The organism is Saprospira grandis DSM 2844, from assembly GCF_000275825.1.
GTDB lineage: Bacteria > Bacteroidota > Bacteroidia > Chitinophagales > Saprospiraceae > Saprospira > Saprospira grandis_A.
In genome coordinates this window covers 137905-163401 of sequence record NZ_JH719942.1, presented here as the reverse complement: position 1 = coordinate 163401, position 25497 = coordinate 137905, and the positions used below count along the sequence as shown (strand labels likewise).

At 47.0% G+C, this 25497-nt stretch carries 24 protein-coding genes; 16 read left to right on the top strand and 8 right to left on the bottom strand.

The window, feature by feature from the left end:
• Positions 1-171: 171 nt before the first annotated feature.
• A complete protein-coding gene (locus SAPGRDRAFT_RS00945) occupies positions 172-711 on the bottom strand; it encodes a DUF6794 domain-containing protein (protein WP_002656438.1) in 540 nt (179 codons plus the stop codon).
• A gap of 337 nt (positions 712-1048) precedes the next feature.
• Here SAPGRDRAFT_RS00945 and SAPGRDRAFT_RS00940 point away from each other — a divergent pair, with 337 nt between their 5' ends.
• The 5 genes from SAPGRDRAFT_RS00940 to SAPGRDRAFT_RS00920 all read left to right on the top strand — a co-directional run bounded on the left by SAPGRDRAFT_RS00940 (position 1049) and on the right by SAPGRDRAFT_RS00920 (position 3648).
• Positions 1049-1360, top strand: coding sequence for a rhodanese-like domain-containing protein (locus SAPGRDRAFT_RS00940; RefSeq protein WP_002656437.1), 312 nt, complete (start codon positions 1049-1051; stop codon positions 1358-1360).
• A gap of 9 nt (positions 1361-1369) precedes the next feature.
• A complete protein-coding gene (locus SAPGRDRAFT_RS00935; protein ID WP_002656435.1) occupies positions 1370-1810 on the top strand; it encodes a rhodanese-like domain-containing protein in 441 nt (146 codons plus the stop codon).
• Positions 1794-2000 (top strand): hypothetical protein, encoded by a 207-nt coding sequence (locus SAPGRDRAFT_RS00930; RefSeq protein WP_002656433.1) that lies wholly within the window; start codon positions 1794-1796, stop codon positions 1998-2000. Before SAPGRDRAFT_RS00935 ends, SAPGRDRAFT_RS00930 begins: the two co-directional genes overlap by 17 nt.
• Before the next feature lie 3 nt (positions 2001-2003).
• On the top strand, positions 2004-2300 hold the full coding sequence (trxA, locus tag SAPGRDRAFT_RS00925; protein ID WP_002656431.1) for a thioredoxin: 297 nt from the start codon (positions 2004-2006) through the stop codon (positions 2298-2300).
• Between the two features lie 103 nt (positions 2301-2403).
• A complete protein-coding gene (locus SAPGRDRAFT_RS00920) occupies positions 2404-3648 on the top strand; it encodes an NAD(P)/FAD-dependent oxidoreductase (protein ID WP_002656429.1) in 1245 nt (414 codons plus the stop codon).
• 342 nt (positions 3649-3990) lie between these two features.
• On the opposite strand, the gene prmA is transcribed toward SAPGRDRAFT_RS00920, so the two are convergent.
• Positions 3991-4821, bottom strand: a complete 831-nt coding sequence (gene prmA, locus SAPGRDRAFT_RS00910) for a 50S ribosomal protein L11 methyltransferase (RefSeq protein WP_002656425.1) — start codon at positions 4819-4821, stop codon at positions 3991-3993.
• Positions 4822-5115: 294 nt separating this feature from the next.
• Between prmA and SAPGRDRAFT_RS00900 the strand changes: the two genes are divergently transcribed.
• From SAPGRDRAFT_RS00900 to SAPGRDRAFT_RS00890, 3 genes are read left to right on the top strand one after another with little or no spacing between them, the layout of a single operon-like run.
• Positions 5116-6798: a 1-acyl-sn-glycerol-3-phosphate acyltransferase gene (locus SAPGRDRAFT_RS00900; RefSeq protein WP_002656423.1), complete on the top strand. Its 1683-nt coding sequence runs from the start codon at positions 5116-5118 to the stop codon at positions 6796-6798.
• A gap of 10 nt (positions 6799-6808) precedes the next feature.
• Positions 6809-7456 (top strand): hypothetical protein, encoded by a 648-nt coding sequence (locus SAPGRDRAFT_RS00895; protein WP_002656421.1) that lies wholly within the window; start codon positions 6809-6811, stop codon positions 7454-7456.
• Positions 7457-7497: 41 nt separating this feature from the next.
• Positions 7498-8439, top strand: a complete 942-nt coding sequence (locus SAPGRDRAFT_RS00890) for a hypothetical protein (RefSeq protein ID WP_002656420.1) — start codon at positions 7498-7500, stop codon at positions 8437-8439.
• A 490-nt stretch (positions 8440-8929) separates the two neighbouring features.
• On the opposite strand, the gene SAPGRDRAFT_RS00880 is transcribed toward SAPGRDRAFT_RS00890, so the two are convergent.
• Positions 8930-9763, bottom strand: a complete 834-nt coding sequence (locus tag SAPGRDRAFT_RS00880) for an ion transporter (RefSeq protein WP_002656417.1) — start codon at positions 9761-9763, stop codon at positions 8930-8932.
• Positions 9764-9871: 108 nt separating this feature from the next.
• On the opposite strand from SAPGRDRAFT_RS00880, the gene SAPGRDRAFT_RS00875 reads away from it, so the two are divergent.
• Together SAPGRDRAFT_RS00875 and fabD are read left to right on the top strand one after the other, a co-directional pair.
• Entirely contained in the window at positions 9872-10966 is a 1095-nt protein-coding gene (locus SAPGRDRAFT_RS00875) for an Mrp/NBP35 family ATP-binding protein (protein WP_002656415.1), read from the top strand.
• Positions 10967-11165: 199 nt separating this feature from the next.
• The gene (gene fabD / locus SAPGRDRAFT_RS00865) at positions 11166-12047 is read left to right on the top strand and encodes an ACP S-malonyltransferase (protein WP_002656413.1); all 882 of its coding nucleotides are present in this window, start codon (positions 11166-11168) and stop codon (positions 12045-12047) included.
• 57 nt (positions 12048-12104) lie between these two features.
• On the opposite strand, the gene SAPGRDRAFT_RS00860 is transcribed toward fabD, so the two are convergent.
• The gene (locus tag SAPGRDRAFT_RS00860; protein WP_253271238.1) at positions 12105-14303 is read right to left on the bottom strand and encodes a VIT domain-containing protein; all 2199 of its coding nucleotides are present in this window, start codon (positions 14301-14303) and stop codon (positions 12105-12107) included.
• A 259-nt stretch (positions 14304-14562) separates the two neighbouring features.
• Complete coding sequence (gene rpiB / locus SAPGRDRAFT_RS00850) at positions 14563-15012, bottom strand: ribose 5-phosphate isomerase B (RefSeq protein ID WP_002656410.1); 450 nt, start codon at positions 15010-15012, stop codon at positions 14563-14565.
• Between the two features lie 100 nt (positions 15013-15112).
• On the opposite strand from rpiB, the gene SAPGRDRAFT_RS00845 reads away from it, so the two are divergent.
• The gene (locus SAPGRDRAFT_RS00845; protein WP_002656407.1) at positions 15113-15460 is read left to right on the top strand and encodes a DUF5684 domain-containing protein; all 348 of its coding nucleotides are present in this window, start codon (positions 15113-15115) and stop codon (positions 15458-15460) included.
• Between the two features lie 204 nt (positions 15461-15664).
• On the opposite strand, the gene SAPGRDRAFT_RS00835 is transcribed toward SAPGRDRAFT_RS00845, so the two are convergent.
• The 3 genes from SAPGRDRAFT_RS00835 to SAPGRDRAFT_RS00825 form a co-directional block, all read right to left on the bottom strand.
• Positions 15665-16477, bottom strand: a complete 813-nt coding sequence (locus SAPGRDRAFT_RS00835) for a DUF6089 family protein (protein WP_002656405.1) — start codon at positions 16475-16477, stop codon at positions 15665-15667.
• 122 nt (positions 16478-16599) lie between these two features.
• Positions 16600-18057: a leucine-rich repeat domain-containing protein gene (locus SAPGRDRAFT_RS00830; protein WP_002656403.1), complete on the bottom strand. Its 1458-nt coding sequence runs from the start codon at positions 18055-18057 to the stop codon at positions 16600-16602.
• Between the two features lie 45 nt (positions 18058-18102).
• Positions 18103-19518 carry a hypothetical protein gene (locus SAPGRDRAFT_RS00825; protein ID WP_002656401.1) on the bottom strand — a complete coding sequence of 472 codons (1416 nt, stop codon included), beginning with the start codon at positions 19516-19518 and terminating at the stop codon, positions 18103-18105.
• Between the two features lie 36 nt (positions 19519-19554).
• Between SAPGRDRAFT_RS00825 and SAPGRDRAFT_RS00820 the strand changes: the two genes are divergently transcribed.
• From SAPGRDRAFT_RS00820 to SAPGRDRAFT_RS00800, 5 genes are all read left to right on the top strand, one after another.
• Positions 19555-20199: an alpha/beta hydrolase gene (locus tag SAPGRDRAFT_RS00820; RefSeq protein ID WP_002656399.1), complete on the top strand. Its 645-nt coding sequence runs from the start codon at positions 19555-19557 to the stop codon at positions 20197-20199.
• A 383-nt stretch (positions 20200-20582) separates the two neighbouring features.
• The gene (gene murI, locus SAPGRDRAFT_RS00815; protein ID WP_002656397.1) at positions 20583-21419 is read left to right on the top strand and encodes a glutamate racemase; all 837 of its coding nucleotides are present in this window, start codon (positions 20583-20585) and stop codon (positions 21417-21419) included.
• Between the two features lie 181 nt (positions 21420-21600).
• Entirely contained in the window at positions 21601-23235 is a 1635-nt protein-coding gene (locus tag SAPGRDRAFT_RS00810; protein ID WP_002656395.1) for a S41 family peptidase, read from the top strand.
• A 30-nt stretch (positions 23236-23265) separates the two neighbouring features.
• Complete coding sequence (locus SAPGRDRAFT_RS00805; RefSeq protein ID WP_002656393.1) at positions 23266-24912, top strand: S41 family peptidase; 1647 nt, start codon at positions 23266-23268, stop codon at positions 24910-24912.
• A 36-nt stretch (positions 24913-24948) separates the two neighbouring features.
• Positions 24949-25443 carry a PepSY-like domain-containing protein gene (locus SAPGRDRAFT_RS00800; RefSeq protein ID WP_002656392.1) on the top strand — a complete coding sequence of 165 codons (495 nt, stop codon included), beginning with the start codon at positions 24949-24951 and terminating at the stop codon, positions 25441-25443.
• Positions 25444-25497: the final 54 nt, after the last annotated feature.

Here is a 25497-nt window from a genome sequence, read left to right as displayed (position 1 = left end):
CTCACAGGCCTGTTCGGCCCTTCGTCGCTTCGCTCCTCGGTCTGGCCTTCGGCCACCCCTCCGCAGCGCTGGGCCATTGGCCCTTCGGGCCCTGGGGGCTTCGCCCCCAGCCAAACAACAAAGCCCGCTGGCCTGAAGGCCAGCGGGCTTTTCCCTTAATTTGGACCAAAATTACTGCCCCAACAGGGCTTTGGCCTCCTCCGCTTGCTTTTTGGCCCAAATCTTCTGAAACTTCTCCACCAACTCCTTTACCCCCAAATCTCTTTGGTGCAACTTCCTATGATAGCTCTGAATAATAATCCCCACCGCATACTCCGGATGAGGAACTCCCATCTTCCTAAAATAATCAGACAAACGAGAACCTTCCATCAATTGCCAACGGTGCTTCATCCAAAGCCCTAGGCTGCCATGGGTGCGAGCATCTACTTCCTCATCAGATAAACTCATAAAATACTCCTTAAAGTCATCTTCCATGGCCCCATCCAATACCCGAAAACAATCATAAAGGTCTCTGGGGATATAAATCCCATTGATTTCTCTTTCGGTAATCCGCTGCTGATAAAGCGAATCCATCCGCTTTTCAATAGGCCCCACTTGCCGACGAATATACATCCGCTTTTCGGCCCCACTATTATCGGTGGCTGTTTCTATTTGACCCCAACTTAGGGGCAGAAAGAAAAGCGAGAAAATCAAAAACATAAATGGACGCATACTAGAATCTGTTTTTAATAAAATAGAAATACAGGATAAGCTCAGCCTGTTACAGAATAGTGCCAAAAATGTAGAGAGGTTAGTAATAAAGGTAGAGAAAAAGAAAAAAAATTTGGACCAAAGCTTTATTCCCCCATTTTAATTTCGCTAATTAAAGAGGCTTATTTGCCTCATTTTCTGAAGTCTAGACCAAAATCTCGCCCCATTTTTAGCCCATCGCTCTATTTCGATGTGACGACTGTCACCAATAAAGTATAAGCCATGCTTTAATTTTAGGTTAAGAAAAGCAAGAAGTACAGCTGCTTTTTGCTCTCTTCACCCTCAAAATAAAGATAAAATGGGATTTTTCGATTTTTTGTTCAAACCACAAGAACTCCCTCAGGAAGTCAAAGACGCCATTGAAAAAGGCTGCCCTATCATTGATGTACGCACACCTATGGAGTATGGCATGGGCCATATTGAAGGGAGTGTCAATATGCCTCTGGGCAATTTGGCCGACTTTCAGGCAAAGTTAAAACAACTTCCCAGCCCAATCATTACTTGCTGCCGCTCCGGAAACCGATCCGGCCAAGCCGCCAACCAACTCAATGCCTGGGGCATCAAAGCCGTTAATGGCGGCGCCTGGAGCAGTTTGAATAAACAACTCTAAATCTGTAGAATGAAATATCTATCGCTTTTTGTAGCCGCTCTTATTTTTGTCTCTTGCAATGCCCAAGAAGCCCAAAAAGTACAAGAGCTCGATAAAAAAGAAACCGCTACTGCAGCCTCGGCACAACTAGCTAAAAATATTGCTGCCGCCGACTTTAAAGCCGCAGTAGAAGCCGCCGGCCCAGAGGTCCAATTAGTGGATGTCCGAACCCCCAGAGAATGGGCCCAAGGTACCCTCAAAGGAGCCGATAAAATCAATTGGAATGACTCCGCCTTTGACCAAAATATAGAAGGACTAGACAAAACAAAAGCCGTCTATATCTATTGCCGATCTGGCGCTCGTTCTGGCCGTGCTATGGCCCGGATGAAAAGCCTAGGATTCACAGAAGTCTATAACCTCAATGGAGGAATTATGGCTTGGCAAAGAGCAGGCTATGAAGTGGTCAAATAAATGGCCCTTTCTGCGTATCCTCCGCCTGACTATGGCCATCTTCTTTCTCATAGATGTCTACTATAGCCACAGCCCCTGGATGCTGATTTTAGGCCTACTCCTTCTCTATCAAGGCGTTTTCCATAAACCCTGCCTAGGCAGTTGCCAACTGCCTTACTCTCCCAAAAACAATCACCTAAAAGAATCATAAGTTATGAGCAAGTTTCAGGAAATTATTAGTAGCGATACCCCCGTACTCGTAGATTTCTACGCAGTCTGGTGCGGCCCCTGCAAAATGATGCCCCCCATCCTCAAAGAAGTAAAAGATAAAATGGGCGATGCGGTCCGCATTATCAAAATTGATGTAGATAAAAACCAAAAGTTATCTGCCCAATATGGTATCCGCTCTATCCCCACAATCATGCTATTCAAAAATGGTAAAGCCCTTTGGCAACAGGCCGGAGTAGCATCAGCCGACCAACTGCAAAAAGTAATTAAGACCCACAGCTAGGCCTTATATTATTTATACTGACTATTCACCAATGACTGCCTGCTCTGCTTAGAGGAACGCCCAGTTTAACCGAGCCAGACAGTCAGCAACTATCCAATATATTATGAAACACTATCAGGTACTTGTCATCGGTGGAGGAACAGCCGGAATTATGGTTTCTTCCCAACTCAAAAAAGAAAATGCTAGCCTTTCTATCGGCTTAGTAGAACCCGCAAAAACACACTATTACCAGCCCGCATGGACCCTAGTCGGTGCCAATACTTATAATTATGAGGATACCGCCCGCCCTATGGCTAGCCTTATTCCCGCTGGCGTAGATTGGATCCAAGATTACGCAACAGGCTTCGATCCCGATAATAATAAACTCCACTGTAAAGAAGGAGACTATACTTATGACTACCTCGTGGTCGCTCCCGGTATCAAAATCGACTGCTCTTTGGTGGAAGGCCTCTCTGAAGCAATCGATAAAGGAGTCGTTTGTAGCAATTATACCGACCCCAAACATACTTGGAAGGTCCTCCAAAACTTTAAAGGCGGTACAGCCCTCTTTACACAGCCCACTACGCCCATTAAGTGCGGTGGCGCTCCCCAAAAAATTATGTACCTAGCCGCAGACCACTTTAAAAAAACTGGCCTGAAGGATAAAACAGATATCGTTTTTGCCTCTCCCGGCTCTAAGATCTTTGGCGTGAAACCTATCGCCGAAACCCTGATGAAGGTAGTAGACCGCAAAGATATTCATCTCCGTTTTGGCCACCGCTTGGTTAAGGTAGATGGCCCCAACCAAATCGCTTGGTTCGAAATGGCCGACCACAAAAGCCTTTATAATGAAAACTCTAATGCCAAAATTGAAGAAAAAGACGGCCTAGTAGGTATTCATTATGATATGATGCACCTCGCCCCACCACAAACCGCTCCCGATTTTGTCAAAAATTCTGTTTTGGCCTCCGAGGCAGGTTGGGTGGATGTGAATATCGAAACAATGCAACATGTCAAGTTTCCCAATGTCTTTAGCCTAGGCGATGTGGCCAAATTGCCCACCGCAAAAACAGGTGCCGCTATCCGCAAACAAGCCCCTATCGTGGTAGAAAGTATTCTCCGCCTCATGAAAGGCCAAGATATTAGCGCCAAACGATACAATGGCTACTCTTCTTGCCCCCTCGTTACTGGCTACGGAAAAATGGCCCTAGCCGAATTTGACTATAAAAATAACTTTATCCCCGACCCCAAACTCAAGCAAATGCTTGTCTTTGACTCGGCCAAGGAACACTGGCGTCTCTGGATACTCAAAAAATATATGCTTCCCTATTTGTACTGGAACTATATGATGAAAGGAAAACAAGTTTAGGCGTTCCTCTTTTATCCATTCGCCTCTGTTTCCTCTTGCTGAATCATAGAAGAATTTAAGGATGGATGGTGTAATTGTCAGGATAGAAAGTCAGTAACTACGGTTGCTGGCTTTCGTTTTTTTTATCAAGAGGCTAATCCTTTTTTGGGGCTGCCCACTCGCTGCGCTCGGGTCGGGCTGTATCGCAGCTCGCTGTTCGCTCGGCCCTGCAGCGCTTTCAGCGCTTTGGTCTGGCGCTTCGCGCCACTGCTGCCCATCCCTCAGCCGGCTCGCTACGCTCGCCCCTACACCCAGAATTTGGACCAAAAAAAAGCAGAGGATATCTTCCTCTGCTTTTCTCATTTAGCCTTTCTCAAAAATGAGGCAACGCCACTTTTCTCGAGCTTTTTGCTCCAATAAACGGAGCCCTTGGCCCTTTTCTATAATCAAGGGAATATCTTCCTCCAAAAAACCAGAGCAGATCAACCGCCCGCCAGGCTTTAAGGCCGCCACTATATCCGAGATAGAAGATAAAATTACATTGCGATTGATGTTGGCCAAAATCAAATCATAATCCGTTTCCCCTTCCAATAATTCACTTCCCCCCTGGGCCAAACGCAAAGGCGCCTCGGGGCAGTTGTTGGCCACATTCTCTACCGAGTTTTCATAGGCCCAAGGATCAAAATCAAAGGCAAAAATATCTTTGGCCCCCAAATAGGCCGCCATGATGGCCAAAACCGCTGTTCCACAACCAAAATCCATCACCTTTTTGCCTTTTAGGTCCAAAGGACGCATGGCCTGCAAAACCATATAGGTAGTAGCATGATGCCCTGTGCCAAAAGACATTTTGGGCGTAATGACAATCTCATGCTCAATATGCGCTGCAGCAGGGGCATGAAAATTGGCCCGAATAAGACAGAAGTCATCTACCGCAACCGGCTGATAGTCCGACTCCCAAGGGGCATTCCAGTTGGTGGGCGCAATTTCTGTAATTTGGGCCTCTGGCCATTTGGGCGCCAATTGGGCCAAAAAGCTTTTTAAGGGCTCATCTAGGGCAGATTGAGGCAAAAAGGCCGTTAGGACCTCCTCCTCTTGCTGAAAACCCTCAAAGGCAAAATCGGCCAAAAGTGCAATTAACTGCTCTTGTTGGTCTTCTTCAGCTACCGAAAAGGAAAAAGAAAGGTAAGTTTGCATAAGTTTTTTATATGTTTGTAGCCAAGCAAAATATCATAAATTAGAAAAGGCCCTCTCTCAAGCGGCCCTAGGCCGAACGGCCTAGCGATGTGTAGGGGGGCGGCGAAGCCGCAGACCAAGCTGCTTTTGAGGCGAAGCCCAAAAGTAGCGAAGGGCCGAGCAGACTTGCGAGCCCCGAAACGTAGCGCCCCGAGCCCCTAAGGGCGAGGGGAGGCCCCAAAATAAAAAAAGAGTAATTTAGGCCCCTATTGGCCTGCAAAAATACACTTTAATTTTTCATTTAACCCCCTTTACATGAAAATAGAACAAGAGGATCAGTCTTATCAGGCAGAAAAAGCCTATCCCTTGCCCTCTGTGATTGAGGACCTCAATAAATGGCCCATCAATCAATTGTATCGAGATAAAAAAGCGTTTATGGACCAGCTGGTGGCCTTTACGCAAGACCAATTGATTGCGCAGAAAAAGGGGGGGGAGTTGGCCCAGAAAATTGCGGCCGTAGTCTATAAAGAACGACAACGAATTTTAGAAAACCCTTGGAAAGTAGACCCCCCAGACGAACTCGATTTTTGGGGCGATATCCGCCGAAAATTGGTCAAAGGGGCCAAATTGGAAGGGGCAGAAGCCCAAGCGCATCATGAGCAACTCTCTGAGCGAATTTTGAGACGCTACACAGAAGAAATTACAGGCAATTTTAAGATTTCTACCTATAAATTGGCCCGAATTCTTCTGCCCATGCTCTTCAATTCTATCCTTAATACCCTAACGATCCGCAAGGCGGATTTGCGCAAAAAATTGCGGATTTCTGGGCATGTGGAAGAGCTCCGATCTTTGGTCGATAAGGGAACGGTGGTCTTTGTGCCTACGCATTTTTCTAATCTAGATTCTATTCTGATTGGCTGGGCCGCCGATAGAATTGGTATGTTGGCCTTTTCTTATGGGGCTGGGCTCAATCTGTTCAATAATAAAATTATGTCCTATTTCTTTAGCCGATTGGGGGCCTATACCCTAGACCGGCGAAAGAAAAACCCCTTTTACCTAGAAAGCCTGAAGTCTTTTTCTCAACTCTCTATTGAAAGAGGGGTGCACTCGCTCTTTTTTCCGGGCGGTACCCGCTCTAGAGATGGCGCCCTAGAAGAACGCCTGAAATTGGGCCTGCTCGGTACAGCCATTGATGCCCAAGGAGCGGTTTTGCAAAGAGGCGAAAAAAATAAGGTCTACATTGTGCCCGTGGTCCTCAATTATCACTTTGTGCTAGAGGCCAAAAGCCTGATCGAACAGCATTTGAAGTATACCGGCAAGGAACTCTATATCCCTGAAGGTAGCGGATTTAGCGCTATGGGTATCCTGAAGTATTTGCGGCAATTTGTCTATAATAGCTCCGAGATTTTGGTCAACTTTGGCCAACCTATGGACGTTATGGGCAATTTTGTGGATGAGCAGGGGCATAGTTTAGATGCGCATGGTCGAGAGATAGATATTCGGGATTATTACACCTCTGGGGAGAAATTGACTTATGATCGTCAGCGCAATGAAGTCTATACAGAACGTTTAGCCCAGAAAATTGTCGAACGCTTTAGGGTAGAAAATGTGGTCCTCTCTAGCCATCTTTTGGCCTTTACGGCCTTCAATATTATTAAAGCAAGACAAAAAGAACAAGATTTATACGGTATCTTGCGTTTGCCAAAAGAAGAAAGCCAAATTAGCCAAGCCCTGCTCTTTGATAATTTGAAGCTGCTCCGAACTGCTCTAAAAGAGCTAGAAGCTAAGGGAGAACTTAAGCTATCAGAGATGTTGGCCAAAAACAGCTTAGAAGAATTGGTGGCCGATGGCCTGCAAAATATTGGCGCCTTTCATGTTAATAAACCTCTCTTTTGGAACAAAAAAGAGAACTGCTATGAAAGTGAAGACCTCAATTTGCTATATTATTACCATAACCGCATGAAGGCCTACGGCCTGCACCGATTGATTAAAATTTAAAACCCTAAAGATGTATTACCGTATCCTATGGCTGCCCCTAGCCCTGCTGCTCTTTAGTTGCGGCCCCACTGTATCGCCAGAAGAAGAGGCCGCCTGGCAAACTGCCGAAAAAGCCAATAGCTTAGCCGCCCTCGATAGCTTTGCCAGCCAATACCCCGAGCATAGCTTCCAAGACGAACTAGCCAACAAAAAAGAACGCCTGCTCTTTGCTCAGGCCCAAATGGAAAACCGCGTCTATTTTTATAAAAAGTACTTGGCCGAGTTTCCAGAAGGAAAACGAAAAGCCGAAGCCCAAGAGGCCCTCGCAAATATTCAAAAAAGTATTAAATTACCCTCCAAAGAAATCTTAACCGCCAAGCCCTTTGTAGGCAAAGTAGAGTACGAACATGCCGCCGATAAGGAAATTCTCTCTATGAAGTTTGTCGAAATTAAGGAAACCGATGGAAGCTTCCTAGCCGATGTACACCTCTCTAACGATATCCGCTGCCAAGTTACTGGCCGTATCGAACAACAAGCCCCCTATACCATCATGTTCCTCGAGCAAGTGGGAGAACAACAGGATTTTGTCCTCGACCTCTCGCCAGCTCTGCCATACCTTAAAAATGGAGAGCTAATTATCGAGTCGGTAGACCCCAAACAATACTGGCGACTCAAGTAAAACCATCTATTATTATCACTTTCTAATGTAGTAGCTTTTTTATGCGTACCACCTACCTTTTTAGCTTTTTATTACTCGCTAGCTTCCTCTTTTCAGCCTGCAATAATTATAAGTCAGAATACGAACAGTTGCTAGACGAAAACTCAGCAATTCAACAAAAACTCAATGCCATGAGCGAGGAGGACCGCCTAATTCGTGGCGAATACTCCGAAACAATCGAAACACTCAATGCTATTGAGGATACCCTACGCGCTATCGAAACCCGCGATAAGGAAATTCAGAAGCTGAGCCAAAGCAAAGAGATGTCTGGCGATATCTCGCAACGCCAAACAATTATCGCCCGCCTCCAAGCCCTCAAAGATGCCAACGAAAAGTCTAACGGCCAAGCCCGCCAAATGCAGGCCCGCCTCAATAGCTTCCGCATCGAAAATGAACAGCTCCGCAAAATGATCTCTCAGGCCGAAACAAAGGTGATGGCCAAAGAAAAGGAACTAGAAGAAGCCCAGGGCGTAATCGATGGCCTCCGTACCGCCCTCTCTAAAATGGAGTCGCAGCTGCTAGAAAGCGAAGGCAATCTATCAGAAGCCTATGAGGAACTCAAAACTAAAAATGAAGACCTCGAAAGCACGAACCGCCAACTCACCACCACTATCGAGGAACTCAACCGAAAAAATGTCTTTATCGATGAGCAAGCTAAAGGTTATGTGGCCTGCGGTAGTAAGAAAACCCTCCGCCGAAAAGGCATCCTTAGCCGCTTTAGCATGAAGCTGACCAAGCAGTACCAGTCTGCCGTCCGAGCCAATAGCTCTAGCATCAATTATTTTGAGAGCAACCAAATCGAATGTGGCACCGAAGGCGATATCATTGCCGTGCTTCCCGCCCGCCCCGAAAGCTCTTATACCATCAATGGCAACCGCCTAGAGGTCAATAATGCCGAGGAGTTCTGGAAAACCGACAAAATCGTTGTGATTGTCAAAAAATAAGAGGATCCCTCTCCAATATAAAGGTCTAGTTCTGCAAGGAGCTAGGCCTTTTTCTGTTTTGGGGCCTCCGCAGCAAAGCTGCGGCGGTTACTCCCTTTGGTCGTCGAACTGCGGCCTAAAGGCCTTGTTGTCGTTCCACAGCTCGCTGTTCGCTCGGCCCTTCGCAAAAAACAAGTTTTTGCTCGGTCTGGCGCTGCGCGCCACTGTTGCACATCGCTAGGCCTGCGGCCCTTCGGGCCTGTAAAACCGTAAAATTAAGCCTCTTGAGTGGATTTGTAATTCTCAGATTGCTTCTTTCCTGCAGCATGGACCACTTTTTTATTGCGAACAGGTTCTTGTCAGCTAAATCAGGGGTGCATTTGGCCTAGCGAGCTTCGATAAGCCCTTATAGCTGCGCCAGTTCGACGAGCATCGGGAGTAAACCTAAGGCCGCAGAATCCGCAAGGGAGGCCAAAAAAAAGACCTCCAAAAAGGAAGTCTTGCCATGAGCTTATAATTCTTCGCCACAATATTTACAGTAAATTGCATCTTGAGCATGCCCCTCTTTTAGGCAGGCTTTGCAAACTTGGGTGCTAGGCGTACTCCCTTTCTCTTGCTGTATGATTTCGGCCGTGACCATGCCCGTAGGGACCGCAATCACGCCATAACCCAAAATCATAATGAGGGCGGCCACAAATTGACCCAAAGGAGTAGCAGGGGCAATATCGCCATAACCCACGGTAGTGAGGGTGACAATGGCCCAGTAAATACTGCGGGGAATAGAGGTGAAACCAGAGTCCGCCTGCCCCTCAATTAGGTACATCAGGCTGCCCAAAACCACCACCAACAAACTAATAAAGCTCAGAAAAACGGTAATTTTGGCCCTAGAGCGGTAGAGCGCCCCCAATAAGAGATTGCCCTCATTGAGAAAGCCCCCCAGCTTGAAAATCCGAAAAATGCGAATAAGCCGCAGCGCCCGAACCGTCAATAAGCCGCCAGAAATAGGAAAAAAGAGGCCCAAATAAGTAGGCAAAATAGACAGTAAATCAATAATGCCAAAAAAGCTAAAGACATAGCGCCTAGCCTGATAAACCGCCATAATCCGTAAGATATACTCTAGGCTAAAGAAAATAGTAAAGACCCATTCTAGGATGTAAAATAGCGTTCCATAGTCCTTTTGATACTCCTGCACACTCTCTAAAGAAACCGCCAAAACACTGCAAAAGATGGCAATGAGCAGCAAGATATCAAAGGTTTTTCCGCCCAAGGTATCGGCCTCAAAGATAATCACATGCAGGCGTTCTCGCCAAGCTGTCCAATTTTTGGGGCGCTCTGTTCTCTTCATTTTAATTTTTGTTGCGTAGTTTTGAGCCCCCTTTTGTCAAACATATTCAGATGGGGGGCGTTTGCCTGAAGATAGCAAAAGCCAGTCATCTAAAAAAGCGTTCATTTTATGGAACTGAATAAACAAAAAATTATCGAGGCGCTCCGAGAGGTAAAAGACCCCAAATCTGGCGAGGACATTATCTCGGCCCAGATGGTGGAGCAGCTCGAAACTGATGAGCAGAATGTCAGTTTTAGTCTACTCCTGCCCGCCAATATGGATAGTGGGACCAAAAACAGCCTCAACTTTGCCTGTATAGCAGCCGTCAATTCGGTTTTTCCAGAGGCCGAGGTGCATATACATGTAAAAACGACGGTGGTCCAAACGGCCCCGACTTCTATTGTGCCCCAGATTAAGAATATCATTGCTGTAGCCTCTGGAAAAGGGGGCGTAGGGAAAAGCACGGTAGCGCTCAACTTAGCTTTAGGCCTAAAGGCCCTTGGCGCTAGAGTGGGCATTATGGATGCCGATGTTTATGGTCCTTCTTTGCCAACGATGTTGGGTTTGCAAAAGCAGCGCCCTAGAATTAAGGATATCAATGGGCAGCCTAAAATTGTCCCTATTGAGAAATATGGCATTCCCTCTATTTCTATGGGGTATATTATTGAGCCTGAGCAAGCCGTGGTACTTCGTGGGCCTCGTTTGGCGGGCATCATCAAGCAGTTTTTTCAAGATTGCCTATGGCCCGAGCTCGATTATTTGATTATTGATTTGCCTCCAGGCACCGGAGATGTGCAGCTCACTTTGGTCCAAACGGTAGCCGTAACTGGAGCCGTGATGGTCACTACCCCACAGGAGGTTTCTTTGGCCGATGCGGTTAAGGGCATGAATATGTTCCGTCTGCCCAATGTGAATGTTCCTATTTTGGGGGTAGTGGAAAATATGGCTTGGTTTACGCCAGCCGAACTGCCCAACAACAAATACTACATCTTTGGACAAGGAGGGGGCAAGCAATTGGCCAAAGAATCTAATAGCGTGCTTTTGGGCCAGATCCCCTTGGTGCAGGCCATCCGAGAGGGGGGAGATAATGGCTTGCCCGCCATTTTGAATGAAGACCCTATGACCAAAGAAGCCTTTATGAATGTGGCCCGTCAGACTTTGCGGCAGATAGCCATTAGAAATGAGGCCATGCCGCCCACTTCTATGGTCAATGTTCAATCTTAAGAGCTGGTCCAAAATTGGCCCCTCTGGGGCCAATTCGGCTGAGGGATGGACAGCAGGGGCCCGAAGGGCCAGACCCAAGTTTTTTGAAGCGAAGCGAAAAAAACTGCAGGGCCGAGCGAGTAGCGAGCTGCGACACAGCCCGACCCGCCCGCAGGGCGGGGCAGCCCCAAAATAACATTAGAAATAACTCAACCTTTATATGAAAGCCTTTATTTTTCCGGGCCAAGGCGCCCAATTTGCAGGCATGGGCGAGGAGCTTTACCAAAGTTCTGAGCAGGCCCAAGCCCTTTTTGCTCAAGCCAATGAGATTCTTGGATTTGATATTACGGAAGTCATGCGCAAGGGTAGCGAAGAGGATTTGCTACAGACCAAAATTACGCAGCCAGCAGTATTTTTGCATGCCATTATTACTTATTTGACCAAGGTAGAAGAGACGGATCGTCCCAAAGCGGTGGCGGGCCATTCTTTGGGCGAGTTTACGGCCCTTGTTGCCTGTGGCGCTCTTTCTTTTGAAGAGGCCCTCAAGTTGGTTTCTGAGCGGGCTTTGGCTATGCAAGCAGCCTGTGAAGCGGTAGAGGGAAGCATGGCGGCTATCATGAGCCGTGATATTGAACTGGTGGAGAAAATCTGCGCAGAAGTGGAAGAAGCTGTGGTGCCAGCCAACTACAACAACCCCGGCCAATTGGTGATCTCGGGTTCTGTAGAAGGGGTGGCCAAAGCCTCTGCAGCATTGAAGGAAGCGGGCGCTAGGGTGATTCCCCTCAAGGTAGGCGGGGCTTTTCACTCTCCCTTGATGAAAATGGCCCAAGACCGTTTGCAGGCGGCTATTGAGCAGACGCAATTTAATGCGCCTTTTTGTCCCATTTACCAAAATGTAACGGCTAGTCCAAGCCAAGACCCAGAAGTTATCAAGCAGAATTTGATTCAGCAATTGACTGGGGCCGTACGCTGGCAGCAATCGGTAGAAAAAATGATTGCGGACGGTATGCAGGAGTTTACCGAAGTAGGTGGCCGTGGCCGCATCTTGTTGGGTATGCTTCGCAAAATTGACCGTAGCGTAGGTATGGAAATGCTCAAGTAATTGCGCATGTTGGACCGATAAAAAAGGCCAGCTCTGGAAAGAGCTGGCCTTTTTGCTTTATTCATAAATTTCGATCCATTCCTCCTTCCATTCGAAGGTAATGTTATTGCCGAGGGCCAGAATTTCTTGCAGGCCATCTTCTTCGAGTAGCTTAAAGTATTCCTTAGAATTAAAGGCCACTCTACGTAGGTTTTTGGGCGCCTTATCCAATAGTAAATAATTGGCATCTACCCAATTGTTATCTTGTCGGTAAAGGGCCCGGCCAGCGCGGTTGACAATAGCCGAGGCATTATCTTGGGCCAAGTCTTTATTGTTTAGCTCGGCTCGTTCTTGCTCCATTTCGGCCATATTTTGGGCCTGATTCATCTTTTTGAATCGTCGAGAAGCACGGACAGAGGCCGTTCCAGAGCTCTCTTTGAGTCCTTGGGCGGCTTCTCTCTGTGCCTGATCGTCTAGTTCTTCCTGAAAAACCTGAGGGCTAGGGCGAGGAATGGGACGAATGCCTGGATTTATCGCAATTGGCTGGTCCTCCACAATTAAATAGCTGGTGTAGGGGGTAATAATGCCGTGCTTTTTGGCTAGGCGGATGACCTCTTGTTTGAGCTCTTCTTGTTCCCCATTAAAGCGGATTTGGTCCAAGAGATAGCCCACGGCTCTAAGGGCCCAGAGGTCGGGGATAAAGCTGTGCTCTTCCTGTTTTTTCTTAAAGTTCAGTTGGAACTCAAAGGTTTTTTCCTCCCCATTGACTAGGGCTTTGAGTTGGAGTTTAGTGGGTCCATCGCCCTTGTAGCGGCCCATAATGTTGAGGCTTTCGCCACGGAAGAGGTCCTCGGTTTTGCGGGGGTAGAGTTGTTCTACCTTTACCTTTTTATCAAAGACCAATTCGATATTGCTGAGGACGGGAGAGGCGGCCTTGAGGTAGAAGTTAGAGAGTTTGAGTTCTAAATCTTCGTCTTCTAGGGCATAATCGCGGTAGCCTTTAGACATCTCGGTCATTTGGTCCAGCAATTTAGTATTGATATCGCTACCAATGCCAAAGGTAAAAATGCGCACCTGATCTTTTTGGTAGCCCGCCAATTTATCTAAAAGGGCTTGGGGCTCAATTTCGCCAATTGTGGGTTTGCCATCGGTCATGAAGATGACGAAAAAGGGGCGTTTGGCCTTTTTTTCTTTGCGATTGAGGGCCATTTGTAGGGCTTCTTCGATATTGGTGCCGCCAATGGCCCGCAGCTCGTCAATATATTCTTTGGCCTCTTCTCTGTTGGTTTTGCTATTGCTTTTGAGCTGCCCAAAAAGGCTTTGGGCCTCGGTAGAATAGGGGATGAGCTCAAAGCGATCTTCTGGCCCCAGATTATCGACGCAGAATTTTAGGGCTTTTTGGGCCTGTTCCATTTTTTTGCCCGACATAGAGCCCGATTTGTCAAAAACAAAGACGACATCCTTGGCCATCACGGCTTTGGGATCGGTCCAGCCCGGACTCAAATTGAGGAAGAAATAGCCATCTTCTTTGCCCTTTTGGTATTGCAACAAAGAGCTGCTAATGGCCTTATCTTCTGCCCGCCAATAGAGCTCGAAATCTCGATCGGGCCGTACATTTTTTTGCTCAAAACCTACGCTAGCGGCTTTTTCGCCTTTGCGGATGAGCTCGATTTCATGGCTGGGGCTATACACATTTTTGATCGCTTGCTTATTGTTGAGTTTTAAGCGCAGGCTGATATTTTGGATGGGTTTGGCCGAAAATTTAGCGCTATTCATGGGCAGTCGATAGCTCAAACTGCCATCATCTTTTTTGAGCGCTTGATGGTAAGTAAGCTCAATTTTTTGCTCGGAGCGGGGCTCAATTGGGAAAATTCGGACCTTAAACAGCTCTTGATTATAGTATTCGAGCAGGGCGGGATCTTTGGCCTGCCGCACAATTTGCTCATAAATTTGCTTGGCCTTTTTGGCATCTAGCAGCTCGGCCTCCTGCATTTTTCCGTTCACCGTCATGGCAAATCGCTGAATCACGACCTCTTTGGGCACAGGAAACAAAAAATAAGCTTCTAAGCGGCTGTTTGTTGGGTTATAAAAAGTTTGTTTAATGGAAGTAGAGGCCATAAAGTCGCTAATTTCTACTTCGACCTGTGTGCTGCGGTTTTCTAGTGGAAACAAAACCTGTCGGCCATTGCCACTACCGTCGGGCATCACAATCAAAAAGCCACTGGCCCAAAGGGGGAGACTGAGCAGCAGCAGACAAAAAGACATCAATAATTTCATAAGGATAGCAGTTAAGTGAATTGAATCTATACCTTATTAGATGCAAGTATGGCCATTTTGGCGCAGCGCAGAACAATTTTAAGATTGTTTTTTTGGGGCTGCCCACTCGCTTCGCTCGGGTCGGGCTGTTTCGCAGCTCGCTGTTCGCTCGGCCCTGCGCCAGCAAGCTGGCTGGGTCTGGCCTTCGGCCACTGCTGTCCATCCCTCAGCCAAAAAAAAGAGAGCCCGAGCTCTCTTTTTTTTTTTTCTTTCTCTGGGCTTAAAAATTAAGGCCATCGGCAATTTTGGCCACTCGGCGGGCGTGGCGCCCTCCCTCAAAGTCGGCAGCTAAAAAGTGATCCAGAATATTTTTGGCGGCCTCTAGTTCAATAAAGCGAGCGGGCAGGGCCAAAACATTGGCATCATTGTGTTGGCGGGCCAGACTGGCTAGCTCTGGCAACCAGCAAAGGGCGGCCCGAATATGCGGATATTTATTGGCGGTAATGGCCACCCCATTGCCGCTGCCACAGACAATAATCCCCAGCTTAAAATCGCCTTCTTCCATGGCTTGGGCCATGGGGTGGATATAGTCGGGATAATCTACAGAATCACTAGCATTTGGACCAAAGTCTTTTACGCTATAGCCTTTTTCAATCAGAACCGCCTTGAGGGCTTCTTTATAATCAAATCCGGCATGGTCGCCTGCTAGGGCAATAGTACTGCTTAGCATGGAATATATTTTTTTAGTTTTAATAGAATAAGCGGCAATTTACGGGCAAAAATACCTAATTTATGTTTTGCAACTGTTTAAAAAGAAGAACTTAATTACTATGGCAAGTATAATTGTACTCCTGATTGTCTACCTCTTGGTTGTTTTTGGCATCATTGCGGGGAGCTGGAAAATTTTTGAGAAGGCGGGCAAGCCCGGCTGGGCGGCTATTGTGCCTATTTACAATATTATTGTGGCTTTAGAGATTGCCGAAAAGCCCATTTGGTGGATTATCCTACCGATTATTCCCGTTTTTGTGGTGCCTATAGAAATTGCCAAGCGTTTTGGCAAGGGAACGGGCTTTGCGATGGGGATGATTTTTTTACCCTTTGTTTTTCTCCCTTTACTTGGCTTTGGCGAGGCTCATTATCAAGGAGAAGTAGATGAGTTGGACCATTTTGGGCAGTAGGGGAGGCGCAAAAAAGGAGCAAACAGAAAATTTTCTGTTTGCTCCTTTTTCTTTTGGCGGCATCGCCGCCTTTTCGATTGGCTTAGGGATGGAAAGCAGTGGCCGTCAGGCCAGACCGAAGCCCGAAGGGCTGAAGGGCCGAGCAGACCTGCGAGCTGCGACACAGCCCGGCCCGCCCGCAGGGCGGGCAAGCCCCAAAACCTTTTAATAAGCAGGACAATGCAGGGGCATAAAGCGGTAAGAAAAGCCCACCGTAAGCATCATATAGCTATCTTTGGTGCTGCTATCGCCTCTTTGTCGGTCTGTGCCACCTAGGCGAACATCTGAAATCTCGATTGAGCGATCGGAGAGGGCGGCGGCGATAGTGCCGTTATAATCGCCAATGGTTTGCACATTGGCGTAGCTCCCGCTGACATCATCGAGGTAGTCGGTAAAAGTAGCTCGGTGGCCCAACTCTACGTTCCAGCTCCAGTGATAATCGACATGAAATTTGAGGCCGATGCCCAGAATCACGACCGGGCTAAAAAGACTATATTCTTGGCCGGGAGCTTGGCCCTCGGTGCCTAGGGGTTGTAGGTCGTAGAGCACATCATTGTAGCGGGTTTGGGGGTTGAAATACATCATGCCGGCCCCAGCAAAAAGGTAGGGGGAGATATTGGCATCGTCTCGGCTATCGCCATGAAAATCTTGGAAATTAAACTCGATAATGGCTGATCCTTCGAGGACATTAGATTGAAATCGGAGGTTTCGGGCTTGGGCATAATCGCTAGCGGATTGGGCGTCATCGGCCCAAACATGGGCAAAGCCGGCATTGAGGCGCAGGCAGATTCGGCCATCAAAATTTTTTCGGGCCAAGATATTAAGGGCTGGGCCAGGGTGTTTAACGGTAAAAAAGGGGTTGAGGTCGCCAAAATAGGAGGCGAGGCCCACTCCGGCGCCTAGTTCCCAGTTGCGTTGGGCCGATAGGGAGTTTAGAGAGAGTGCGGCAAAGATAAAAAGCAATGCAAATCGTTTCATAGTACTCGTTTAGTCAGGCTTGCGCAGTTGCTAAATTAGGGCGTGGCGCAAAAAATATGCAAGAAAAGGTAAAATTTGAATCGATCGCTATTGTTTTTAAAGGAGTGAGGATAGAAAAGGGTTTAGTCGCCTTCATAGGGCCCTATATTACAGTTGAGTAGGCGATTTTTGAGGGTTTGTATTTTAGTGGGATCAAACTGATCTACATTTAGGATAAGGTCGTTGAGTTGGCGCATTTGGTAGAGGACCTCTGGAAACGTTTCAAATTCATTATCGCTAATTTCTAAACGGCGCAGGGCGGTTAAATCTTGTAAATAGGGGGGCAAATTGCGGAGTTCGTTATCATAAAGGATGAGAAACTCTAGGTTTTGGAGCTGACTAATCTCTTCGGGCAGTTCTTCTATATAATTCCCTTCTAGGTCTAGGGCCAATAAATTTTTGATATTACAGGCATTTTTGGGGAAGAGATAGATTTCATTATTGCCTAAATTCAGGCTAGATAGTTTTTTGAGTCTTTTGATGGATTTTGGGAGGGCCTCCAACTTATTTTCGGAGAGCTGCAGTTCTTCTAGCTGGCTCAATTTGCCAAAATTGATGGGCAGTGCTATCAATTTATTTTCTTGCAGTTGTAGTTCTTGCAAGTTTTTGAGCTGGGCAAATTCTGGGGGCAGTTGGCTTAGTTCGTTTTCTGTAATAAATAGGCTTTTCAGGGCTTGGAGTTGGCCAATTTCTGGGGGCAGTTGTTGGATAAAGTTATCCGAGAGATCTAGCTCTACTAGGCTTTGGAGCTGGCCAATTTGGGCGGGGATTTGGCCAAGGTCATTATCTTGGAGCTCTAATAGTTCTAGTTGTTTTAGTTGGCCAAGAGAGGCGGGAAGTTGGTCCAGTTGATTTTCGGAGAGTTGTAATGTTTTTAGGGCCTGAAGCTGCCCAAAATTGGAGGGCAGAAAAGAGAGCAGATTGTTTGCTAGGGCCAGTTCTTCTAGTTGGGTCAGTTGAGAAAATTCATTGGGCAGCTCTTGCAGGCGGTTGCTGCTTAGATCGGCCATTTTTAGGGCCTGCAATTGGCCAATGCTAGGGGGCAGCTCTTCTAATTGATTTGCCGATAGATTAAGGGCTTCTAGGTTTTGTAGTTGGCCCAGCTCTTCGGGGAGCTCCTGCAGTTGGCAATTGCCTAGGTCCAAAATTTGGAGGTTTTGGAGCTGCCCAATGCTGGCGGGCAAACGCTTTATCCCCGTACTATTTAGGATTAAGACTTCTAAATTTTGCAGTTGGCCAATTTCTTCGGGCAGCTCTTCTAGCGCTTCTTGCCCCCAAAGCGAAAGGTAGCGCAGCTCGCTATATTGGCCAATTTTGGCCGGCAATTCAGCAAGCTCCTCCTCTTCTAATATAAGGGCCTGGCAGCTAATATCTAAATCGGCTAAATTTTCGGCCTTCAAAAATTGACGGCCATCTTCTAGAACCAAATACTGTTCTTTAACGGCCTTGGCTTGGCCAGCGGGCCCTGGGCTCATATTAAGCTGGCCCAATAAAATAGGAGCGCTCAATAGCCAGAGGCAGAGCGAAAAGATTAGTCTCATCTTAGTGGATTTGTATGGTTTAGCCACAAAGATAAAAAACCTTTTCTACTCTTTTTCTTCCTTTTTTCGGTAGTCGTTCCAATAAGAAACTTCTCCCTTTAAGGCCGCTTCATAGTCGGGACTAATGAGCCAGTCCTTATAATCTGCCGTCTTTTTGGTCCGTAAAAAATGATCCCAATAGGTCTTTTTCGACATGCTGTCCCAGTGTATAATACCCCCTATGTACTGCCAAGTCTGAAACATACTGAAGGCTAAAAATACCCCCAATACACTACCCACTCCCCAACGCAATAGCCTAGACCAACTAAAAAAAGCCTGAAAGAAAAGGGCAAAGCCCAAACTCAAAAAGGGATAAACATCAATAAAGGCCCGATGCCCAAAGCTGCCCCCATACCACCAACACCACCAAGATAAAATGATGTAACCATTGAGTAATAGGTAGATCGGAAAGGCCCAGCGAAGCCCTTTGGGCAAGCGAAATAAACCCAAAATAGCCACCAGCATCAAGGGGCTATAGAGTAACCAACCTTTGGTATAGGAAAATAACCCTAGGTAAATTCTAGGCCGATCAAAGAAGAAACCCTCTGTATATTGGCCATTTTTGTAAGAGTAGCAAATCCAGTCGCCAGAAATGTATTTCCAGTAGAAGAGCTGCGGCAATAGGACCAAAAAGGCCACGGCCAATAGCCCCCCCAACTTGGGGGCGTTTTTCCAAAATAACTGTAGCTGCGCCTTCAAACTCTGCCAATGATATACCCCAAAGAAGATAAAACTCAGACCAATTAAGACGTTATTGGGCCGAACCAAAACGATGAGGCCAGACAATAGCCCCAGCCAAAGCGTATGCTTCCAGCTCTGCTCCCTAAACCAAAGTTGTGTCCCTCTTAAAAATAAACTAAAGAGCATAAAAGTATGAACATGAGACATCGGCCCCTCATTAGAGGCATAATAGGCCAAATTACTGCCCAAAACAATGAATATGAAGGTCCAAGCTACTACTTTTTCACTCACATAAGCCAACAAGAATTTTCGCAAACTCAATAGCCCAATGAGCAAATGAATAGGCCCCGCCAACATCAACGTAATCTGATAGGGCTGAGAAAATCCATTGGCCGCCATGCCCGTATGCAAATGTGCCCAAAGATGCCCCAAGAAAAAATAAGGCGAGTAAATAACTGCCAGCCCCATGCTCATCTTAATGATCCGCTCCCCATCTTCCGTATAAACAGGCTGATAGTATAAGTCAATGTACTCCGGATGCTCATCCAAAAAACTTAAGCTCAAATCACCCTCTATAAAAGTAGCAGGCAAATAGGCATAGTAAGACCAAATGTCAAACATAATAGGAGAGGCCTGAGTCCATTTGTGTAGCCCAAAAACAAGGACGATAAGCAGTGCAGATAGGCTATAAGCAACTATCTTGGCCCAAGGCCGAGAAGAAGAGAGGGAAGAAGAATGCATGAATTTCTTATTTTAGCCCCCAAAAAAGTAAAAACTATGCAGAAAATAGAACGTCTGACCGTTAAAAAAACCGCTCACTACCACACTTTAGGCAAGCTGAATCCCCAAACTAAGCATATTTATTTGGCCCTGCATGGCTATGGCCAAGATGCCAGCCGCCTGCCCCAAAAGTTTGCCGAACTACCCCATACTTTTGTTATCGCCCCCGAGGCACTCTCTTCTTTTTACTGCAAGGCCAGTAGCGGCCAAATTGGCCATTCTTGGATGACCAAAAACCACCGAGAAGACGAAATTAAAGATTATCTGGCCTACCTAGACCAACTCTATGCGCATCTGCTCCCCAAATTCCCCCCACAGGCCAAGTTCCATCTCCTAGGCTTTTCGCAAGGAGGCGCCACGGCCCTCCGCTGGGCCTTGCACCGCCAACCCCAAAGGCTAAATAAGTTGATCATCTGGGCCGCCGATGCCCCGCCCGAACTAGATGTTCAGAACAAGTTTTTAACCCAAATTCAGTTCCATTGGGTCTGTGGCCAGCAAGATGCCTATTTCCCCAAAGAACGCCTAGAACAACAAATCGCTTTCTGGAAAAACTTGCCCCAGCCCCCCCATATCCAACTTTTTGATGGCCCACACCGCATCAATAAAATGGTCCTCAAGGCTATTCATGAAGATAATGATTAAGGGTTGGGGCCTCCGCTGCGGCTTCGCCTTGCGGCGCTACGTTTCAGGGCTCGCAGGTCTGCTCGGCCCTTCGCCAGCTCCGCTGGCTCGGTCTGGCCTGACGGCCACCCTTGCACATCGCTAGGCCGCTCATCCATTTTTTTTCTTTTAGCTTTTTTCTGCGGCAGTTTGGCTTTTGTTTTTAGGCCCCTATGAATTTTATGAGAGGATCAGCAAAAAGGGCAAACACAAAATTTAAAACAGACTCAAGAGGGCAAAAATAGCCTTGAGGGCAAAGGACAGTTGGTTTTAATTAAGTTCAAGCTTATATTTAGGCCTAAGCAAAGAAAAACTTAAATCTGCAGCACAAACGGGCATTCGCCCAAAATCTTTTTATATTCTTTATGGCAATAGCTAAACATGGCCCTATCGGCATATTTGATTCGGGTATAGGTGGACTAACCGTGGCGGCGGGGATTAGCCAGGCGCTTCCTCAAGAGTCTATTATTTATTTGGGCGATACGGCTCATTTACCTTATGGGGAGAAGAGCCCAGAGGCCATCGCCAATTATGCCCTGCACATTAGTCGATTTTTGGTAGAGCAAGGCTGCAAAATGTTGGTCATTGCTTGCAATACGGCTTCGGCTGCGGCTTTGGGGCGGCTCAAAGCCTACTGGGGGGATCGTCTACCGATAGTTGATGTAATTAGGCCCTTAGTAAAGAGCATGGCCCAAAAAAATTATAAAAAAGTGGGGGTAATTGGGACCAAAGTCACTACTCGGATTGACCAATACCCCCAGCAATTGCAGGCCTTAAGGCCAGATATTGCCGTTAGTTCTTTGGCTACGGGCATGTTGGCTTCTATGATAGAAGAAGGTTTTATTAACAATGCGGTGAGTCAGGCTGTTTTACATCAGTACCTCAGCTATCCTGATTTTCAGGATATCGAGGCGCTTTTATTAGCTTGCACGCATTATCCGCTCATTCGGCCAGAGATAGAGGCCTTTTATGAGGGCCGAGTGGCTGTTTTTGATTCTATTGCGGCAGTAGTAGAAGAAGTAAAAGCGCAGTTGGTCCAAAATGATATGCAAGCCAAAACAGATCTGGCGCCCTTGGCCCAGTTTTATGTTACTGATTATACGCCTTCTTTTGAGAAGGCCACCGCAATTTTTTATAAGCGCAAACTGCATTTACAAGAATTGGATTGGAAAGAAGAGGGCTTGAGCTTTGCCAAAACATAGGTCCTACAGGCCGCGAAGCGGCCGCAGGCTTAGGGATGGATAGCAGTGGCCCGCAGGGCCAGACCAAGCTTTTTTGAAGCGATAGCGAAAAAAAGCGAAGGGCCGAGCGAGTAGCGAGCTGCGACAGAGCCCGACCCGCCCGCAGGGCGGGGAAGCCCCAAAAATAGAAACAAAAAACAGTATGAAATACAGAAAATTTTGGCCTTTAGGGCTAGTACTTTTAGCGGGGCTGAGTTTGGCCAGTGGTGGCCGGTTGCTTCGTTTGGCCCAGAGCATGGAAATATTTGCAGCCGCCTATCGCGCCGTGAACCGCTATTATGTAGAAGAGCCTGAGCCGACGGCCCTGATGCGGATTGCCATAGACTCTATGAATGGCAGTTTGGACCCCTACACCAACTACTTTTCCGAGGCCCAGATTGAGCAGTTTCGCATCAATTTTAAGGGCTCTTGGGATGGGGTCGGCATGGAGCTCATTGAATATAATGGGCAAGTATTGGTGAATGAATTGGTGGATGGTTCGGCGGCTAAGGCGGCGGGCATTCAGGTTGGCGATGAGCTTTTGCGGATAGACGGCAGCGATATTTCGGGCAAAAAGCTAGAGGATATCGAGCGGAGTTTGCATGGAAAAGCGGGCACGCAGGTATTGGTAGAAACCCGTAGGGGAGTGGCTGCCTCGGAGGAGCACAATTTGACGCGGACCAAGGTAGAGCGGAAAAACGTTCCTTATTATAGTATGTTGGATGATAGCACGGCCTATATTATTTTGACCACCTTTACGGAGCGAGCTGGGGGCAATGTTTCTAATGCCTTGCAAGAACTGCAGGAAAAACACAACCCCAAGCAAGTCATTTTAGATTTGCGAAACAATGGCGGGGGGCTTTTGATTGAGGCGGTGAATCTTTGCAACGTCTTTTTGCCTAGAAACAAGCTGATTGTTTACACTAAAAATAAGGTAGCCAATTGGGACCGTTCGTTTAGCACCAGAAGCCAGCCATTAGACAGCCAGATTCCCTTGATTGTTTTGGTCAATGGGCAGTCGGCCTCGGCTTCTGAGATTGTGGCGGGGGCCATACAGGACTACGACCGTGGAGTTTTGTTGGGGCAGCGTTCTTTTGGTAAAGGTTTGGTGCAGAACACCTATGATATTGGTTACAACTCTAAGGTAAAGCTGACTACTGCCCGCTATCATATTCCCTCGGGCCGTTGTATTCAGGCCTTGGCCTACAAAGGAGGGAAGTCTAAGCGGATGGAAGACTCTTTGCGGAGCAGTTTTAGCACCGAAAATGGCCGAGAAGTATTTGATGGGGGGGGGTTGGAGCCGGATCATAAAATAGCCTTGGCCGAGACCAAATATTTATTGGATGCGATAACGGAAAGCCGCTTACTCTTTGAGTTTGCCAATGATTTTCGGCAGCAGGTAGACAGCATTGCTCCGGCCTTGGAGTTTCAGGTATCGGAGCAGTTGTATGCGGACTACCTGCAGTTTTTGGCCCAGAAGAACTATGCTTTTGAGTTGCCTTCGGAAAAAGAGTTGGCCAAGCTAGAAAAAACGGCCAAAGAAGAGAAAAAATACGCCTCGGAAAAGGCGGCTTTTGAGGCCTTGCGGCTAAAAATCCAAGCCGAAAAAAAGCGGCTATTGAATCAAGAAAAGGAGGCCTTATCCATTCAGCTTCGCCAGGCCATTTTGCGTCGTTATTATAGCGAGGACCAAGTTATTATGGCTCGATTGAAAGAAGATAAAGAAGTAAAGGCCGCCATTGCTCTTTTTGGGGATGCAAAGGCCTTTGGTCAGCTTTTGGAAGCGCCAAAAAAGTAAATTCACTCCACATTAAAACCGATTACAGAGATGTTTGCTATACAATCAGCCAAGAAACTATTTTTCGCTTTCCTCATTTTGGGGGGCGGGATGGCTTTGGCCACCACCCTAACCGATGAGTTTGAAATTGCTAAGAATTTAGAGCTCTACTCTAATGTATTTAGAGAGCTCAATACCTACTATGTAGATGAGGTGCCACCTGAAGATTTGATGAAATCGGGCTTAGATGCCATGCTCAAGAGCTTGGACCCCTACACCACTTATATTCCAGCTGAGGAAGTAGCGCGTTTTCGCTCTTCTATTACAGGTAGTTATGCGGGGATAGGGACCAGAGTACGGGTTACGGCTTCGGGCGGTCTAATTACGGCAGTATACCCTAAGGGGCCTGCCCATAAGGCGGGCCTTATGGCCGGAGACACCCTCCTTTTTATCGATGAGGTATCTTTAAAAGGCAAAGCCCTTTCCGAAATTAGCCAAGAGTTGAGAGGAAAAATGGGGCAGGCCATGCAATTGACGGTGCATCGGCCAGGGCAGAGCAAAAAGCTGAGATTTAGTCTGCGCCGCCAAAATATCCTCATCAATAACCTTCCGCATTATGAGGTCTTGCCGGGCAAAATTGCCTACTTCTCGCTCAGCACCTTTTCAGAAAAGGCGGGGCAGCATTTGGGAGAAGCCCTAGAGGCCTTGCAAGAAAAAGAAAAGCTCAATGGCGTGATTCTCGACCTTAGAGGCAATACGGGCGGCTTATTGAGCGAGGCCGTCAATGTGATCAATGTTTTTGTGCCCAGAGGGCGGGAGGTGGTTTCTATTCAGGGGAGAGAGAAATCGCAACAGCAAATCTTTAGAACCCTTAATATGCCTATTGATAGCAGCATTGCCTTGGCGGTCCTGATCAATGAGCGTTCGGCTTCTGCTTCAGAAATTGTGGCGGGTGCGATCCAAGACTTGGATCGAGGGGTTATTGTGGGGCAGCGTTCTTTTGGAAAGGGCTTGGTGCAAAATACGGTAGATCTTCCGCATGGGGCCAAAATCAAACTAACCACGGCTCGTTATTATATTCCCTCGGGCCGTTGTATCCAGTCTCTAGAATATGAAAATGGAGCTCCAAAAGTGATTGCCGACTCTCTGCGACAGGTCTTTAGCACCCTAGCGGGCAGAAAGGTCTATGATGGCGGTGGAATTCGCCCCGATTTAGTGCATGAGAATCAGGAGTGGCTGAGCTTGAAAAAGCAGCTTTTGGCTAGTCCCGCTATTTTTGACTTTGGCGTGGCCTATCGCAGCCAGCATAAATTGCCCGAAGATTTGGATAACTGGAGCCTTCAGGCCAAAGACTTTGATGATTTTATGGCCTTGATGGATAAAAACGCCTACCTGAAAAAGAGCAAAACGGCCTTGGCCTTAGAGCAGTTTGAGCAGAAACTCGATCAGGAAGGAGCCCTGAAAATAGCCCTTGATAAAGAATTAAAGGCCCTAGAAAAAGGACTCCGCAGCCAAGAGCGCAACAAACTATTGGCCGCCAAGGATAAAATCCTATCTTTGCTAGAGGTTGAAATCGTGGGACAAGAAAAACTAAGAGCCGCAGCCATTGCCCATAGTCTCAAGGCCGATCATTGCCTCGATATGGCCCTAGAATTGTTGGGGAAAAAGAAAAAATATCAGCGCTTGCTTATGCCTTAAGTAGCTGAATTTCTTAGAACTAATGAAAAGAAAACAATGAAATACTTCTTTTTTCTCCTACTATTGGCCCTAAGCAGCCCTAGCTGGGCCCAAAGAACGGCCAATATTGCCCCCCACAAACTCCCCAAAAAGGTCCAAACTGCTTTTGAAACTAAATACCCCCAAGCCCAGGTCAAACAAGCCATCTGGCAAGAGGTAGATAGCAGCTATCAAGGCCAATTTTGGGATGAAGCCAATGGCATCTATGTCTTGGCCTACTTTGATGAGGCCGGCAAATGGCTCAAATCAGATATGGAGGTAGAACCCTCTGCCTTTACCCTAGCCATTAAGCGCTTCTTAGAAAAAGAATATGCCGACAGAACGATTAGCTATGTCTTGGCCACTCAACACCCCCTTGGCCATTATACCTACTGGATTGTTCTCGAAAATGAAACTGAAATCCTCAGTTTAGAGTTAGACGCTTATGCCAAGATCCTCTACCAAGAGGTAGAGCAAATTCAGATCAAAGCAGGCGAAGGATTAAGGCCCTAATTTTTTTGATTTTCACTTGAGGATTTAAGCTTTTTTTGCAAGTTTTGCGGCCCT

Coding starts and splice junctions, on each gene's coding strand:
- SAPGRDRAFT_RS00880 (WP_002656417.1), bottom strand. CDS start 9,763: ATGAAGAGAACAGAGCGCCCCAAAAATTGGACAGCTTGGCGAGAACGC.
- SAPGRDRAFT_RS00845 (WP_002656407.1), top strand. CDS start 15,113: ATGGCAAGTATAATTGTACTCCTGATTGTCTACCTCTTGGTTGTTTTT.
- SAPGRDRAFT_RS00830 (WP_002656403.1), bottom strand. CDS start 18,057: ATGAGACTAATCTTTTCGCTCTGCCTCTGGCTATTGAGCGCTCCTATT.
- SAPGRDRAFT_RS00820 (WP_002656399.1), top strand. CDS start 19,555: ATGCAGAAAATAGAACGTCTGACCGTTAAAAAAACCGCTCACTACCAC.
- rpiB (WP_002656410.1), bottom strand. CDS start 15,012: ATGCTAAGCAGTACTATTGCCCTAGCAGGCGACCATGCCGGATTTGAT.
- SAPGRDRAFT_RS00810 (WP_002656395.1), top strand. CDS start 21,601: ATGAAATACAGAAAATTTTGGCCTTTAGGGCTAGTACTTTTAGCGGGG.
- SAPGRDRAFT_RS00940 (WP_002656437.1), top strand. CDS start 1,049: ATGGGATTTTTCGATTTTTTGTTCAAACCACAAGAACTCCCTCAGGAA.
- trxA (WP_002656431.1), top strand. CDS start 2,004: ATGAGCAAGTTTCAGGAAATTATTAGTAGCGATACCCCCGTACTCGTA.
- SAPGRDRAFT_RS00920 (WP_002656429.1), top strand. CDS start 2,404: ATGAAACACTATCAGGTACTTGTCATCGGTGGAGGAACAGCCGGAATT.
- SAPGRDRAFT_RS00935 (WP_002656435.1), top strand. CDS start 1,370: ATGAAATATCTATCGCTTTTTGTAGCCGCTCTTATTTTTGTCTCTTGC.
- SAPGRDRAFT_RS00895 (WP_002656421.1), top strand. CDS start 6,809: ATGTATTACCGTATCCTATGGCTGCCCCTAGCCCTGCTGCTCTTTAGT.
- SAPGRDRAFT_RS00800 (WP_002656392.1), top strand. CDS start 24,949: ATGAAATACTTCTTTTTTCTCCTACTATTGGCCCTAAGCAGCCCTAGC.
- SAPGRDRAFT_RS00945 (WP_002656438.1), bottom strand. CDS start 711: ATGCGTCCATTTATGTTTTTGATTTTCTCGCTTTTCTTTCTGCCCCTA.
- SAPGRDRAFT_RS00890 (WP_002656420.1), top strand. CDS start 7,498: ATGCGTACCACCTACCTTTTTAGCTTTTTATTACTCGCTAGCTTCCTC.
- SAPGRDRAFT_RS00900 (WP_002656423.1), top strand. CDS start 5,116: ATGAAAATAGAACAAGAGGATCAGTCTTATCAGGCAGAAAAAGCCTAT.
- fabD (WP_002656413.1), top strand. CDS start 11,166: ATGAAAGCCTTTATTTTTCCGGGCCAAGGCGCCCAATTTGCAGGCATG.
- SAPGRDRAFT_RS00825 (WP_002656401.1), bottom strand. CDS start 19,518: ATGCATTCTTCTTCCCTCTCTTCTTCTCGGCCTTGGGCCAAGATAGTT.
- SAPGRDRAFT_RS00875 (WP_002656415.1), top strand. CDS start 9,872: ATGGAACTGAATAAACAAAAAATTATCGAGGCGCTCCGAGAGGTAAAA.
- murI (WP_002656397.1), top strand. CDS start 20,583: ATGGCAATAGCTAAACATGGCCCTATCGGCATATTTGATTCGGGTATA.
- prmA (WP_002656425.1), bottom strand. CDS start 4,821: ATGCAAACTTACCTTTCTTTTTCCTTTTCGGTAGCTGAAGAAGACCAA.
- SAPGRDRAFT_RS00930 (WP_002656433.1), top strand. CDS start 1,794: ATGAAGTGGTCAAATAAATGGCCCTTTCTGCGTATCCTCCGCCTGACT.
- SAPGRDRAFT_RS00835 (WP_002656405.1), bottom strand. CDS start 16,477: ATGAAACGATTTGCATTGCTTTTTATCTTTGCCGCACTCTCTCTAAAC.
- SAPGRDRAFT_RS00805 (WP_002656393.1), top strand. CDS start 23,266: ATGTTTGCTATACAATCAGCCAAGAAACTATTTTTCGCTTTCCTCATT.
- SAPGRDRAFT_RS00860 (WP_253271238.1), bottom strand. CDS start 14,303: ATGAAATTATTGATGTCTTTTTGTCTGCTGCTGCTCAGTCTCCCCCTT.